This is a genomic window from Paraburkholderia fungorum (genome assembly GCF_902833645.1).
Classification (GTDB): Bacteria; Pseudomonadota; Gammaproteobacteria; order Burkholderiales; family Burkholderiaceae; genus Paraburkholderia; species Paraburkholderia fungorum.
The window spans coordinates 920597-934128 of record NZ_CADFGE010000001.1; the positions used below are offsets into that span (position 1 = coordinate 920597).

At 63.3% G+C, this 13532-nt stretch carries 15 protein-coding genes; 1 reads left to right on the forward strand and 14 read right to left on the reverse strand.

Annotated features, from left to right (window positions below):
• Positions 1–4: 4 nt before the first annotated feature.
• The 4 genes from tauA to HWX91_RS04175 form a co-directional block, all read right to left on the reverse strand.
• Positions 5–1027, reverse strand: a complete 1023-nt coding sequence (gene tauA, locus HWX91_RS04160; protein WP_028199007.1) for a taurine ABC transporter substrate-binding protein — start codon at positions 1025–1027, stop codon at positions 5–7.
• Between the two features lie 404 nt (positions 1028–1431).
• Entirely contained in the window at positions 1432–2439 is a 1008-nt protein-coding gene (gene lipA, locus HWX91_RS04165) for a lipoyl synthase (RefSeq protein ID WP_028199006.1), read from the reverse strand.
• 13 nt (positions 2440–2452) lie between these two features.
• Positions 2453–3178, reverse strand: a complete 726-nt coding sequence (lipB, locus tag HWX91_RS04170; protein WP_028199005.1) for a lipoyl(octanoyl) transferase LipB — start codon at positions 3176–3178, stop codon at positions 2453–2455.
• A gap of 142 nt (positions 3179–3320) precedes the next feature.
• On the reverse strand, positions 3321–3647 hold the full coding sequence (locus HWX91_RS04175) for a DUF2917 domain-containing protein (RefSeq protein ID WP_028199004.1): 327 nt from the start codon (positions 3645–3647) through the stop codon (positions 3321–3323).
• Positions 3648–3745: 98 nt separating this feature from the next.
• On the opposite strand from HWX91_RS04175, the gene HWX91_RS04180 reads away from it, so the two are divergent.
• The gene (locus tag HWX91_RS04180) at positions 3746–4714 is read left to right on the forward strand and encodes a transcriptional regulator GcvA (protein ID WP_028199003.1); all 969 of its coding nucleotides are present in this window, start codon (positions 3746–3748) and stop codon (positions 4712–4714) included.
• Positions 4715–4736: 22 nt separating this feature from the next.
• Here the strand turns inward: HWX91_RS04180 and HWX91_RS04185 are convergent, their stop codons facing one another.
• The 10 genes from HWX91_RS04185 to HWX91_RS04230 form a co-directional block, all read right to left on the reverse strand.
• A complete protein-coding gene (locus HWX91_RS04185) occupies positions 4737–5006 on the reverse strand; it encodes a DUF493 family protein (protein WP_028199002.1) in 270 nt (89 codons plus the stop codon).
• Positions 4978–5934: a D-amino acid aminotransferase gene (locus tag HWX91_RS04190; protein ID WP_028199001.1), complete on the reverse strand. Its 957-nt coding sequence runs from the start codon at positions 5932–5934 to the stop codon at positions 4978–4980. Before HWX91_RS04190 ends, HWX91_RS04185 begins: the two co-directional genes overlap by 29 nt.
• A gap of 13 nt (positions 5935–5947) precedes the next feature.
• A complete protein-coding gene (locus HWX91_RS04195) occupies positions 5948–7177 on the reverse strand; it encodes a D-alanyl-D-alanine carboxypeptidase family protein (RefSeq protein WP_028199000.1) in 1230 nt (409 codons plus the stop codon).
• Positions 7178–7499: 322 nt separating this feature from the next.
• Positions 7500–8144: an alpha/beta hydrolase gene (locus tag HWX91_RS04200; protein ID WP_028198999.1), complete on the reverse strand. Its 645-nt coding sequence runs from the start codon at positions 8142–8144 to the stop codon at positions 7500–7502.
• A gap of 11 nt (positions 8145–8155) precedes the next feature.
• Positions 8156–8476, reverse strand: a complete 321-nt coding sequence (locus HWX91_RS04205; protein ID WP_028198998.1) for a (2Fe-2S) ferredoxin domain-containing protein — start codon at positions 8474–8476, stop codon at positions 8156–8158.
• A 151-nt stretch (positions 8477–8627) separates the two neighbouring features.
• Positions 8628–9785, reverse strand: a complete 1158-nt coding sequence (locus tag HWX91_RS04210) for a VanZ family protein (protein WP_028198997.1) — start codon at positions 9783–9785, stop codon at positions 8628–8630.
• Between the two features lie 31 nt (positions 9786–9816).
• The gene (locus HWX91_RS04215; RefSeq protein ID WP_028198996.1) at positions 9817–10443 is read right to left on the reverse strand and encodes an ABC-type transport auxiliary lipoprotein family protein; all 627 of its coding nucleotides are present in this window, start codon (positions 10441–10443) and stop codon (positions 9817–9819) included.
• Between the two features lie 33 nt (positions 10444–10476).
• Positions 10477–11451: an MlaD family protein gene (locus HWX91_RS04220; RefSeq protein WP_028198995.1), complete on the reverse strand. Its 975-nt coding sequence runs from the start codon at positions 11449–11451 to the stop codon at positions 10477–10479.
• A gap of 16 nt (positions 11452–11467) precedes the next feature.
• A complete protein-coding gene (locus HWX91_RS04225) occupies positions 11468–12346 on the reverse strand; it encodes an ABC transporter ATP-binding protein (RefSeq protein WP_028198994.1) in 879 nt (292 codons plus the stop codon).
• Positions 12343–13476 (reverse strand): MlaE family ABC transporter permease, encoded by a 1134-nt coding sequence (locus tag HWX91_RS04230; RefSeq protein WP_028198993.1) that lies wholly within the window; start codon positions 13474–13476, stop codon positions 12343–12345. Before HWX91_RS04230 ends, HWX91_RS04225 begins: the two co-directional genes overlap by 4 nt.
• Positions 13477–13532: the final 56 nt, after the last annotated feature.

Here is a 13532-nt window from a genome sequence, read left to right on the forward strand (position 1 = left end):
ACAATCAGTGCGCCGCACGCTGCACGAATTGCGGATCGACGCCGGTCGAGTAATCGGCCAGCACATTCTGAATCGTGCCTTGCGTCTTCAGAAACGCAGCGGTCGCGGCGAGCGATTTAGCCGCGCCGGATTGCGCGCCACCGCCCAGCCATGCATTCGACGCCTGCTGGGCCGGCGTCGGGAATGCATACAACGCGAGACTCGCGGGCACGTCCTGCGCAGTGGCGCCGGACTCCTTCGCGACCGCCTCGACCTGCGGCGACGTCGCGGTCCATGCCGACGTGTGATCGCGATAGCTTGCATCGGTTGCGGCTAGCACCTTCACGAAGCGCGCGACAAACTCGGCGTTCTGGCTCGCGAACTTACGGTCGACGACAAAGCCATCGAAGGTCGCCTTACCGGTCTGCTGCGCGACCTGGCCCGACGTGATCAGCACCTTGCCGTTCTTCTTCACCTTCGCCAGCACCGGGTCCCAGATGTAAGTGGCGTCGATGTCGCCGCGCTCCCACGCCGCCGCGATTTCAGGCGGGCGCAGATTGACGATCTTCACATCCGACGGATTCACGCCGGCGTTCTGCAGCGCGACCAGTGTGTGAAAGTGCGAGGTGGACACGAACGGTACGCCAATCTTCTTGCCTTTCAAGCCGACAACACTGGTGACGTTCGAACCGTCGCGCGCAACCAGCGCTTCGGCGTCGTTGATATTGTCCAGAATCCAGAACAGCGAAATATCGACACCCTGCGACAGCCCCGCCGCGATCGGGCTCGATCCCGCTTCGCCGAGTTGCACAGAGCCGGAGGCCAGCGCGCGGATCACGTCTGCGCCGCTGCCGAGCTTGCGATAGGTGACTTTGTAGCCGGTGGCTTTCTCGACTTCGCCCGTGGCTTGCGCATAGCGCCACGGCACGACCATGTCCTGATACGCGATCACGACTTCTTTGCTGTCCGCGTATGCAGCGGAAGAAAACGGTGCGGACAGCGCGAGCAGCGCAGCGAACGCGGCGAGTGGACGAAGAAAGCGGTTCATCGAGAAGCCCCTTTAGTGTGTGTTGTCTGGGAGGATTTCGACTATAGGGAGTTTGTGCGCAGGCGGTTCTAATTAATCCGCGATTGCTAATGACGCTGTTCGAGCATTGCTTTTCACGCTCAGTTGGATCGGCGTAACTGCTGCGGTGGGCAGTAGATGGGTTCTAGCGAATGATTGCGGATCGGGATGACCGACGTCTGATGTGGCTTTCCCTTGTGATCCTTCACGATCATTGGTGGAACGCTCGCTTCGATTTGCATGCTGCTCGCACGGTACTACCGATAGCTCACGCAAGTAGAGCGCCAGCGCATGACTCAAGCGGCAAAAAAGGACCCGCCAGAAAGAACAAAGCCCGCAACCAGTGCGGGCTTTATTTTTCTAGACAGCAACTCGGTCTAAATCGCTCAAACCACCCCGGCTCCGTGCGCCTGCAGATCGGCGTGGTAGCTCGAACGAACCATCGCACCCACGGCTGCGTGCGTGAAGCCCATCTTGTACGCTTCTTCTTCGTACATCTTGAACGTGTCCGGATGCACGTACGAGCGCACCGGCAGATGGTGTTCCGACGGCTGCAGATACTGGCCGATCGTCAGCATGTCCACGTCGTGCTCGCGCAAATCGCGCATCACTTGCAGGATTTCCTCTTCGGTTTCGCCGAGGCCGACCATCAAACCCGATTTGGTCGCGACGTCCGGGTGCAGCGCCTTGAAGTCCTTCAGCAGCTTCAGCGAATGTGCATAGTCCGAACCCGGGCGCGCTTCCTTGTACAAACGCGGTACCGTTTCGAGGTTGTGGTTCATCACATCGGGCGGCGCGGCGTTCAGAATGCCGATCGCGCGATCCAGGCGGCCGCGGAAGTCCGGCGTCAGAATTTCGATCCGTGTTTCCGGCGACAGCTCGCGCGTCTGGCGGATACATTCCACGAAGTGCGCCGCGCCACCGTCGCGCAAATCGTCACGGTCAACGCTCGTAATGACCACATACTTCAGCTTCAGCGCGGCGATGGTGCGCGCCAGGTTGCCCGGCTCATCCACATCGAGCGGATCGGGGCGGCCATGGCCGACGTCGCAGAACGGGCAACGGCGCGTGCACTTGTCGCCCATGATCATGAACGTCGCAGTGCCCTTGCCGAAGCATTCGCCGATATTCGGGCAGCTCGCCTCTTCGCACACCGTGTGAAGGTTGTGCTCGCGCAGAATCTGCTTGATTTCGTAGAAACGCGAATTGCCGGTGGCCGCTTTGACGCGGATCCAATCCGGCTTTTTCAGCTTTTCGATCGGGACGATCTTGATCGGGATACGGGCGGTTTTAGCTTGTGCTTTCTGTTTTGCAGTGGCGTCGTACGCAGCGGCGGCGGCCGGCACGGCGTCAGGAGCGGGAGAAGCTGCGAGGTTCGCGGTAACGTCAGTCATTCGTTCGGTCCAGTCAGGCGGTAAGTGCACCGGCCTGCGGTTGGGCGACGGCCGCGGGACTGCCGTCGAGGTTTGCGGTGAGGCGTGCTGCAAAGGTACGGGCCACGTCGTCCCAGCCGGCGGTAACGCCCAGCGTTGCCATGTCGACTGTTTCGAGCCCCGCGTAGCCGCATGGATTAATGGCCAGAAACGGCCGTAAATCCATGTTCACATTGAGGCTCGCGCCGTGATAGCTACAGCCGTTGCGGATTTTCAGACCCAGCGCGGCGATCTTGGCGCCGGCGTGCAGCCCGGCGTCCGGCCCGGGCGCCACGTAGATACCGGGGGCGCCCGCCTTGCGTTCTCCGGCGAGATTATACGCCGCGAGGGTGTCGATCACGGCCTGCTCGATCCGCGTGACCATTTCGCGCACCATCAGCTTGCGGCGGCGCAGGTCCAGCAGCAGGTACGCCACCACCTGGCCGGGCCCGTGATAGGTAATCTGCCCGCCCCGGTCGACCCTAACGAGCGGAATGCCGCTATCGGCGGCCAATAGATGCGCTGGATCGCCGGCCTGGCCGAGCGTAAAAACAGGAGGATGTTCGACTAGCCAGATTTCGTCGGGTGTATCGGCGGTGCGCGCGTCGGTGAACGCACGCATCGCTTCGAAACTGGCTTCATAAGGCTCGCTGCCAAGCCAGCGCAGCGTTAGCGGCGCCGTGGCGGACGAGGGAGACGGGAAAACCGGGGTGGCGCACATGGTCCCGACAGTTTACCGAAATCTGGAGATCCCCGCCGAAGGGGCCTGCATCAGCCAGCGCGGTGTCGCTGCTTCGCTGCACGCCCGAACGACAGTCAACTCGGCGCCGGCCCGCCATGGCAGGCACGGCACCGCAGCGCCTTCATACCGTGCGCCAGCCCCCACGCATGCGGGCCGCCAGCCGTTCGCCGACCAGCGCAAACCAGTTCAGCGCACGTTCATCGCAACGCGTGGGTACGGAAAACGCGACCTTCGCATGCGTGCTGCCTTCGGCACTCAACCACAACCGTTCACCGCGCCGCAGCCGCAAGGTATGGCCGGGCTGCAGCCAGTAGTCTTCCGTGTCGTCGCTACGCGTCACCCACACCGCACCGCCGTGCACAACCAGCTTGGTGCTGCGCGCGACCTTCATAGGAATGGTTTCGCCTGTACGGATTTCAAAAGCGATGCTAGAGGAAATTTCTCGCATGATGCCCTCGCCAAAGTTCATTTCATGGCTACAATCGTAGGCGTAGCAAGGGTTTACGCAAAACGATCTATTTTCACCTCTATGTGAGAAATATTGCGATGGATCTCCGGCATCTACCCCCGCTAAACGCCGTCAAGGCGTTCGAAGCCGCAGCCCGCCACGAGAGTTTCTCGCGCGCCGCAGACGAACTGTTCGTCACGCACGGCGCCGTCAGCCACCAGATCCGGGCACTAGAGGCTGAGTTGGGCGTCACGCTGTTCGCGCGCGACGGCAAGCGCGTCCGGCTCACGGATACCGGCCGCCGCTACGCCACGCGCGTGCGCGCCGCGCTGACGGCGCTGGTCGAGGCCACCCGTGAAATCCGCGCCGGCGACCGCGAGCGGCGTCTGGTGGTTTCCATGCTGTCTTCGTTTGCGGCGCGCTGGGTCACTCCACGCATCGGCAGCTTTATCGAGGAGCATCCCCAATGGGACCTCGAACTGCTGTCCACCAACGCGTTAACCGACTTCGCGCGCGACGACGTCGACGTGGCGATCCGTTTCGGCTACGGCAAATATTCAGGGCTGCACGCGGAGTTGCTGCTGGAGGAAATCTTCTTTCCGGCCTGCGCGCCGGATTTCAATGGCGGCAAGCTGCCGCAAACCCCCGCCGATCTCGCCAAAGTCCCGCTGCTGCGCTCGGACGACGAACTCTGGCGTCCATGGTTCGACGCCGCCGGCCTCACCGACTGGCCGGAGCCGAAGCGCGGCGTGCTGTATCAGGATTCATCGAATCTGCTGCAGGCGGCCATCGACGGTCAAGGGGTCGCGCTCACACGCCGTTCGCTGGCAATGCACGAGATCGCGGCAGGGCGCCTCGTGCGGCTATTCGATGTGGATGGGCCGAGCCCGTGGCAGTACTACTTCATCTGCCCGCCGCAGATGCTCGAAACCGAGCGCGTCAAGGCATTCCGCGCGTGGGTCTTCGAAGAAGTGGGACGGTTCAAACTGCTTTTCGAGCGGGCCTGCTCAGCGGGGCCGGCAGCCGGCGCCGAGCTGGCGGTGGACACCTTGCGCGTCACACCGTAATCCTTGGGCACGGCGCCCGGCGTTAAAGCACCACCTTCACCATCGGATGGCCGGTGAGCGCGCGATAGATATCGTCGAGCTGCGCCTGGCTCGTGGCGCGCACCGTGACGGTCAAACCGGTGTAATTGCCGCCGCTTGACGGTCGCGTTTCGACACGCGCAGGGTCGACTTCGCTATCGAATTGCCGCACCACCGTGACAATCGTATCGGCGAACTCGGGATGCGACTTGCCCATGATCTTGATGGGAAAGTCGCACGGAAACTCAAGCAATGATTCTTTCGCGGGATTCATTCTCTACTCCTTGCTGCGCTTCTTGCGCTTCCTTGGCCTTGGCGCGCTGGTAGGCGGCGTACAACGCTGCAAACACGGCGCCCGGCTTGCCGTCGCCAACCGGCTGGCCGTCGAGCTGCGTGACCGGCAGCACTTCCTTGGTGGCGGAGCTGACCAGAATCTCGTCAGCGGCGCGCAACTCGGCTTCGGCAATCTCGCGCGCCTCGAAGCGGATACCACACTCGCTCGTCAGCTCTTCGATCAACCCGTAGCGAATCCCTTCGAGAATCTTGTGGCTGCGCGGCGGTGCGTACAGCACCCCGTCCTTCACCATCCAGATATTCGAAGACGAGCCTTCGGTCAGCATGCCGTCGCGAAACTGGATCGTTTCGAACGCGTCGTTTTCGGCCGCGTATTGCGCCATCAGCACGTTGCCGAGCAGCGAGACCGATTTGATATCGCAATTGAGCCAGCGACGGTCTTCCGCGCTGACGCAACGCACGCCCTGCGCACGCTGCGCGGCGTCCGGCAGATTCAGCGGCGTAACCATCACGAACACGGTCGGCTGGATGCCGGCCGGAAATGCGTGACCGCGTTTCGCGACGCCTCGTGTGATCTGAATGTAAGCGATCGCGTCCTGATCGGCGCGCAAGCCCGCGTCTGCTTCGTTGGCCGCGACCACGCGGTTGATCAGTTCGCGCCAGCCGGCGTCGTCGAACGGATTGACGATGCCGATCTTCTCCAGCGAGCGCGCGAGGCGCGCCAGATGGCGCCTGAAGCGAAACGCGGTGCGGCCGCCTGCATAGGGATACAACGGCGCAACTTCGTAAATGCCGTCGCCGAAAATAAAGCCGCGGTCGAGAACCGGCACACGCGCTTCGGACAAGGGCACCAGCTCGCCGTTCAGATAAACGATCGGGTCGAGCGAAACATCGGCAACAGCGGTCATCGCAAGCAGGCTCTTATTTCTTCTTGTTGAACATCAGCATCAGCGAATCCCACACGCGGCCGACCACGCCGGCTTGCGGCACAGCTTGCAACGCGACGATCGGGAATTGCGCCAACACCTTGCCGTCCGCCACGAGCTTCGCGGTGCCGACCTGCTGACCATTCGCGATCGGTGCGATCAGCGGATCGATCTGCTCGATCTGCGGCTTCACCTTGTCGCCCATGCCCTTCGGCACGGTGATGTACTGATCACCCTTCACGCCGATCTGCACGGTGTCCTGCGCACCCTTGTAGACGCGCGGCGTGCCCACGACCTGATTCGCCTTGTACAGACGCACCGTGTCATACGCGGTGTAGCCGTAGTTCAGCATCTTCAGGCTGTCCTGCACGCGGTCGTGTTCCTTGGTCTCGCCCATCATCACCGAGACGAGACGGCGCGAACCGTCGTTGGCGCCCGGCAGCGGGCGCTTGGCGCTCGCGATCAGGCAGTAACCTGCGGCTTGCGTGTGACCGGTCTTCAGGCCGTCCACCGTCGGGTCGATCCACAGCAGACGGTTGCGGTTCGGCTGCTTGATCTTGTTGTACGTGAACTCCTTGACCGAGAAGATGTTGTAGTAGTCGGGGAAGTCACGGATCAGACGCGCCGACAGCACCGCGAGGTCACCCGCCGTGGTGTAGTGCTGCGGGTCGGGCATACCGTTCACGTCGGCGAAATGCGTGTGCGCCATGCCGAGTTTCTGCGCTTCGGTGTTCATCATGTTGACGAACTGCGCCTCGCTGCCGCCCACCAGTTCGGCCAGCGCGATCGCCGCGTCGTTACCCGACTGGACGATCATGCCGTACACCAGATCGTGCACGGTCACCGGCTTGTTCGCCTCGATGAACATGCGCGATTCGTCGGTTTTCACGCGACGCACCGCTTCGCTCGGCATCACCGTCTGGTCCATCGTGATCTTCTTCGTCTGCAGTGCTTCGAAGACGAGGTACGCTGTCATCAGCTTGGTCAGCGAAGCCGGTTCGACTCGTTCGTCGGCATTGCCCGATGCAAGCACCTGATTGCTGGTTGCATCGACGAGCACCCACGAGCGCGCGTTCACCGCGGGCGGCGGCACTTGCGCGAACGCCGTGCTGGCGACCAGCGTGGCCGGCAGCACGATGCCGAGGGTGACGGCACGGCTAAGCGAATGGGGAACGAAAGAGGAAACTGACGGGAATGACGTGCGGCCGGACATGGAGAAACGCATAGGGTCGATTCGTGCGGAAAAATACATCGCGCGCAGGGCGCATAGTTTGGAGGAGCCGGTCGGCGAGCGTCAGGCCGTAAAAAACGGCACGGCGCCCATTGGACTTCCGGCAGCGCGATCGGTTCGCGCAGCACGCCTCGCATCCGGCACCGCTGCGCGCGAGAAAGAAGCTACGCGTCGCGCGAACTGCCGGGTGGGCGATGCTGCGCCCAAAAAAGAGCGCCCATTATACGCGCGCTATCCCGGTATCTTTGAGCAAAGGGTGGCGATTAATTTGCGTTTGCACGTACCTGTACCCCGGAAAACGCACGCATCGCGTCAATTAGCGCCATGCGTCGACAATGATCCGCTTCAGCACGTGCAGCTTGCGATGCAGAAAATGTTCTGCCCCCGGAATCACGACAACCGGTAATTCCTGCGGCCGGGCCCAGTCGTAAACCGACTGAATGGGAACGGTCTCATCGGTCTCGCCATGAATCACAAGCGTGTTTTCCGGCACGGGCGCAACTTCCCAACGGCTCGCCGCAGTGCCGACGAAAACCATCCGCTCGATCGCCTGGCCTTCTTCACGCAGCCTCGCAGCCACATGCGACAGCACGAAAGTGCCAAACGAAAAGCCCGCCAACACGAGGGGCAGATCAGCCTGCCCGGCTTGCGCGCGCATGTGATCGAGCACGGCGCGCAGATCGTCGCGCTCGCCGATGCCGGCATCGTGCTCGCCTTGCGTTTCGCCGACACCGCGGAAGTTCGAGCGGTATGTCACGTAGTTCAACTGCACGAGTGTGCGCGCCAGCGTTTGCGCGACCTTGTTGTCCATCGTGCCGCCGAACAGCGGATGCGGATGCGCGACCAGCGCGATGCCGCGCGGCGCGGCGCGGTTCTCGCGCATGTCGTCCGGCAGATCCAGCGCGACCTCGATCTTGCCGACCGGGCCGTCGATCAGATATTTCTGTGTGTGTACGTTCATGGCGACGCTTATTAATCGATTTTCAGACGCTCGACGATCTTGCCGTTCACGAGGTGCGAATCGACGATTTCATCGATGTCGCTCTTGTCGACGTAGGTGTACCAGACGCCTTCCGGATACACGACGAGCGTCGGGCCGAGTTCGCAGCGATCCAGGCAGCCGGCCTTGTTGATACGCACCTGGCCGGGGCCGGCGAGGCCCAGTGTCTTCACCCGCTTTTTCGCGTATTCCTGCATTTCCTGCGCGTTGCAATTCGCGCAACTCGGGCGCTCCGCGCCGGGTTCACGCTGGTTGAGGCAGAAGAAGACGTGGTGCTTGTAGAAGGAGTCCATGATGTCCGGGAGCGGGCCTGTAAGAGTGGGGAGTGGCGCTGCTGGCGCTGTGGCGCGCCTGTTGTGCGGACGATTATAGCGAGCGGGGCTGGCAGCCGCCGAACAGCGGACGATGTGCAGTCATTTGCCCGGCCCCACGCGCCGCCTGCGCTTATACGGGCTTCGCGCGCCGCTTGAGCCACACCTGTTCGACGAGATAGGCGAGCCACACCAGCGCGGCATATGGCCAGATCCACGCGATCCAGTGTGCGAGACCGTTGAAGTGCAGATAGCGGCCCTGGCGCCAGTCGGCCAGCACGGCATCGAAATACGGATTCACCGGCAGCAGATTGACGAACACCAGGGCCACCGTCAGCGCACAGGCCGCCAGCGCGGCACGCGACCTGCGCCGCAAGCGCAACGCCAGCAGTGCCGCGACGGTGCCGCCCACAAGCCCTGCCAGCGCGCCGGGCGTTGCCCAGTCGAACGCAAGACCGGATTGCGATTGCAGAAACGTCGCACCCGCCTTCACACACAAGGTCGTGACGATAAACACGATCAACAGCCGCACCAGCGGCGCATGGCGGCGCACCGGCAGCGAAGCCAGCACGAGTGCGGCGAACAGATTGAGCGTCGTGATCACGGCTTCCCACACGTCGTCCGGCAACCAGGCGGCGACCAGCGCCGGCCACGCGCCGACGTGCCAGGCCGAGGGCGTCCACGCGAGCAATGCATCTTGCGTCGTCGAATCGAAACGCAGCCAAAGCTCGCGCGGCCAGTTGCCCAGTCCGAACAGGCGCGGCGCCGGATACATCGTCGCGAACGGCCACGAGGCGACGAGACACGCGAGCGCCGCCGTGTCACGCTCGAACCAGAGCAGCCGCAAACGCCGCAGCAAACCGCGATCGAGCAACGCGCCCGTGGCCGGCGACACGATTGCCGCGCCCAGCAGCGCGCCGAGCGCGTTGGCAGCCAGATCGAGATTGGACGCAACGCGCGTCGGCAGATAGGTCTGCACCGCTTCCATCACGCCCGACAGCAATCCACCGAGCACGAAAGCTAACGCGACCGCCAGCGGACCGCGCCAGCGCGGATACACCGCGAGCACCACCAGCGCGCCGAACGGCATATAGCCGAGCACGTTCGTGACCACGTCGAACGCCGTCAGATACTGCGGCATGGGATCGGACAGATACGCAAACGGCGCGAGGCCGAGCGAACGCCAGCCGGAAAACGGATACCACGAGCCGTACACGATCAGCGCCGTATACAGCCCCAAGGCCTGCCGGGCAAGCGCCGACGGGCGGCGCTGCCAGGATTTGACGCTCATGCAGCGCTCCGTTGCGTGCGCTGCATGCCGGTCATTGCGCGGCGACCAGCGCCTGCACGCCCAGCCATGCGCTGATCTGCGCGACGAGATCGTCGCTGGCCGCGGCGAGCGCCTGCGCGCCGCCGGCCGCGTCCGCCGAACTGGACGGTGCCCGTGCGATGAAGGTGCGCTGGCCGATCACCTTGCCGTTTTGCGTCAACGTGGCGCGCGCGGTGACAGCCGCGTGGCTTTCCGACTGGCTGTCGAAGACCTGTTCGAACTCGCTCAGATCGACCTTCAGCACCGGCGCATGCACGCCGTCGGCACCGGTCAGCACCGTGCCGCGCGAACTCAATGCGCCGCGCAGACGCTGGGTCAGCAGTTGCGACGGCGCCATGGTCCAGTGGCTATTCGCATACGACGCCGTCTGCTGCGCGTCGGCGTAGCTGAGCCGGTAAATCAGCTTGTCGGATTCGAGATTGTCGGACGCGGTGACATCGAGCACCTTCACTGCCGGCAACGTGCCGGCCGAGGCCGCCGGACTCGGCGGCCCAAGGTCGTAGCGAATGTCCGAGATCGCCGCGGGGTTGCCGGCGCAGCCGGCAGCCAGCACGCCGAACGCGAGCAATACCGCAAGCGCGGTGCTCGAGGACAACAATCGGTGAATCGAGCGTGACATAACCATATTCCTTCTTCAAACCTTCAAATCGTTTCATTGAGCAGCGTGAGCGGCAGCGCGGGCGGCGGGCCACGTGAAGCCAGCTTCGCCCGGGCCCGGCGCCGATTTCGGCGCGCCGAACAGCACGCTGCGCGGATTGGTGCTGAACGTATCGGCAGCGCGGTCGACCGAACGGGCCGCCGAGCGCACGTCTTCGGCGAGCGAGTTGACGCGCGGCAGCGTGTCATAACCCACGCGCGCCGACAGTTCCTGGATCGAACTATCCATCGAGACCAGCGCGTCCCCGGCTTGCTGCGCCGCCGTCCCGACCTTGTTCAGGTTGGTCTCGAACGGTCCGTCCGGGCGGTTCAGACTGGTGATCAACGCGTTGGTCGACTCCAGCGTGCGATCCAGCGTGTTGATCGTGGCGGGCAGCTTGCCGGCGACCGGCGCCATCTGCTGAGTCAGCGTGGCGACACCGTCGGCGGCTTTCTGAATGCTCGCGGCTGTGCCCTGCAACTGGCTAACCATTTCCGGCGACAACAGATTGTCGACGTCGTCGGTGACTTTTTCGAGTTTGCGCAGCAAGACATCGCCGCGTTGCTGCAACTGGTCGAGCAAGCCCGGACGCATCGGCAATTGCGCCACATCTTTCGCCGACGACGCGAGCGGCGTCGGATCGCGCCCATTGTCATCCAGCTGGATGAAGGCAATCCCCGTCACGCCCTGGAACCCGAGGCTGCCGAACGTGGAGTGCGTGATCGGCGCGTGCGTGTCGACGAGGATGCGGATCAGAATCTGTCCCGGATGATCCCGATCGAATTTGATCGATTGCACCTTGCCGACGTCAAGCCCGCGATAGCGCACTGCCGCGTCGGTATACAGCCCCGTCACGTTGGTGCGGGCGATCAGATCGTACGGCACCCGCACGGAACGGTCGACGTTGAACAAAAAAGCCGCCACCGCGATCGCAGCCAGCAGGACCACCGTAAAGAGTCCCGCCCAGAAGGCGTGTGATTTGTTTTCCATAGTCAGGTTCCCTGGTTCACAGCGGCAATTCGGACGACGCCGATTCGAGCGCGGCACGCGGCAATTTCGCGCGGCGTTCCGGCGGCAGCGCCTGCAGCGCGCGGCGCCCGCGCAGGCCGAGGAAATATTCGCGGATAAAAGGATGATCGACGCCCGCCGCCTCTTCGACCGGCGCGGCGACCAGCACCTTGCGGTCCGCCAGCACGGCGACACGGGTAGAGAGCGCGATCATCGTGTCCAGATCGTGCGTGACCATCACCACCGTCAGACCGAGCGCGCGATGCAGCGCCGAGATCAGTTCGACAAATTCGTCGGACGCCTGCGGGTCGAGGCCGGCGGTCGGTTCGTCCAGAAACAGCAGTTCGGGTTCGAGCGCAATGGCGCGCGCGATACCGACGCGCTTGATCATGCCGCCCGAGAGCGCCGACGGCATCTTCGACGCGTGCTTGCACGGCAGGCCGACCATCTCGAGCTTGAGCATCACGATGTCGCGCAGCAGGTCCTCCGGCACCTTGCCGAGTTCGCGCAACGGCTGCGCGATGTTGTCGAACACCGACAGCGACGAAAACAGCGCGCCACGCTGAAACAGCATGCCGGAGCGGCTGCGCATGAGCAAAGCGGTTTCCGGCGAAATGGTGGAAATGTCTTCGCCGAACAGCTTGATGGTTCCCGACGACGGCCGCTCCAGACCGAGAATCTGCCGCACCAGCGTGGTCTTGCCCGAACCCGAACCGCCCACGATCGAGACGATCTCGCCACGCCGCACGTCGAAATTCAGATGCTGATGCACGATGTTGCGGCCGTAGCGCTTGGTGATGTCGATCACTTCGATCACCGGCTCCGCGATCTCCGGCATCGGTTGGCCGCGCACGGCCTGGGTGAGTGGCGCGATCATCCTAGCCCCACGTTCTGGAAGAGGATCGCGAACACCGCGTCCGCGAGAATCACGATGGTGATCGAGGTCACCACCGAGGTGGTCGTACCTTCGCCGAGGCTTTGCGAATTGGCCTTGATACGGAAGCCGAAGTGACAACCGACGATCGCGATCAGCATGCCGAACGCAACGCCCTTGCCCAAACCGATCCACAGATTGGCGACCGGCACGACGCCCGGCAACGCGCGCGCGAAGTAGCTCATGTCGATGCCGAGCACGATCTTCGCGGCGAGTGCACCGCCGGTCAGCGCGATGATGTTGGTCCACATGACGAGCAGCGGCATCGCCACGCCGAGTGCGACCACGCGCGGCAGAATCAAGCGCAGGCCGTGAGGAATGCCCATCACGCGCATGGCGTCGAGCTCTTCGGTGACGCGCATCACGCCAATCTGCGCGGTAATCGCCGAACCCGAGCGGCCCGCCACCAGAATTGCCGACAGCACCGGCCCCAGTTCGCGAATCACCGACAAGCCGAGAATATTGACGATGTACTGATTCGCGCCAAAAAGCCGCAGTTGCTGCGCCGACAGATAACTCAGCACGATGCCGATCAGGAAGGCCACCAGCGCGGTGATCGGCAAAGCCTTGGTTCCGGCGTTATAGATGTTCGCGGAGATTTCGGTCCACGGCGTGACCTTCGGTTTGCGCACGATCTTGAGCAGATCGATCACGACCTGCCCGAGCATGCCGAAGCCACCGTACAGGTGCTCGAAGAACGAAAAAATCGCGAGGCCGAGGCGCGTGAACGGATCGACCTTGACCACCGGTTCGACCTTTTCGCGCACCGTATCGAGCAGCGCGATGCGCTCGAAAATGTCGCGTTGCGTGTCGGTGAGCGTGGTGTCCGGCGGCATCTTGTGGCCCCATACGCGCCACAGTGCCTGCCCGCCGACGTGGTCCATCCGGACGATACGGGACAGGTCCCATTCGTAAATGCCCTGGGCGCCGCTCAGCGAATGCAACAAGGGGATCACGTGGCCGGTGGCCTTGTCGCGTGCGAGCGCGAGCGCCGTCCACTGGCCCGAAAGCCGGACGATCTTGCCTTGGCTGCCTGCCGCGACTTCAAGGCCGGGCGGAGTGTCGTAGTTCAAGGATCGCTGCAATCTGGTTATCGGATTAGGGGCCATTGTAACGAAGGCGCGGCGGA

What these genes read in the sequence shown, in the direction of transcription:
- HWX91_RS04205 (WP_028198998.1), bottom strand. Translation starts at nt 8,476, where the DNA reads ATGGACTCCTTCTACAAGCACCACGTCTTCTTCTGCCTCAACCAGCGT.
- HWX91_RS04175 (WP_028199004.1), bottom strand. Translation starts at nt 3,647, where the DNA reads ATGCGAGAAATTTCCTCTAGCATCGCTTTTGAAATCCGTACAGGCGAA.
- HWX91_RS04210 (WP_028198997.1), bottom strand. Translation starts at nt 9,785, where the DNA reads ATGAGCGTCAAATCCTGGCAGCGCCGCCCGTCGGCGCTTGCCCGGCAG.
- HWX91_RS04215 (WP_028198996.1), bottom strand. Translation starts at nt 10,443, where the DNA reads ATGTCACGCTCGATTCACCGATTGTTGTCCTCGAGCACCGCGCTTGCG.
- lipB (WP_028199005.1), bottom strand. Translation starts at nt 3,178, where the DNA reads ATGTGCGCCACCCCGGTTTTCCCGTCTCCCTCGTCCGCCACGGCGCCG.
- lipA (WP_028199006.1), bottom strand. Translation starts at nt 2,439, where the DNA reads ATGACTGACGTTACCGCGAACCTCGCAGCTTCTCCCGCTCCTGACGCC.
- HWX91_RS04180 (WP_028199003.1), top strand. Translation starts at nt 3,746, where the DNA reads ATGGATCTCCGGCATCTACCCCCGCTAAACGCCGTCAAGGCGTTCGAA.
- HWX91_RS04190 (WP_028199001.1), bottom strand. Translation starts at nt 5,934, where the DNA reads ATGACCGCTGTTGCCGATGTTTCGCTCGACCCGATCGTTTATCTGAAC.
- tauA (WP_028199007.1), bottom strand. Translation starts at nt 1,027, where the DNA reads ATGAACCGCTTTCTTCGTCCACTCGCCGCGTTCGCTGCGCTGCTCGCG.
- HWX91_RS04225 (WP_028198994.1), bottom strand. Translation starts at nt 12,346, where the DNA reads ATGATCGCGCCACTCACCCAGGCCGTGCGCGGCCAACCGATGCCGGAG.
- HWX91_RS04195 (WP_028199000.1), bottom strand. Translation starts at nt 7,177, where the DNA reads ATGCGTTTCTCCATGTCCGGCCGCACGTCATTCCCGTCAGTTTCCTCT.
- HWX91_RS04200 (WP_028198999.1), bottom strand. Translation starts at nt 8,144, where the DNA reads ATGAACGTACACACACAGAAATATCTGATCGACGGCCCGGTCGGCAAG.
- HWX91_RS04185 (WP_028199002.1), bottom strand. Translation starts at nt 5,006, where the DNA reads ATGAATCCCGCGAAAGAATCATTGCTTGAGTTTCCGTGCGACTTTCCC.
- HWX91_RS04220 (WP_028198995.1), bottom strand. Translation starts at nt 11,451, where the DNA reads ATGGAAAACAAATCACACGCCTTCTGGGCGGGACTCTTTACGGTGGTC.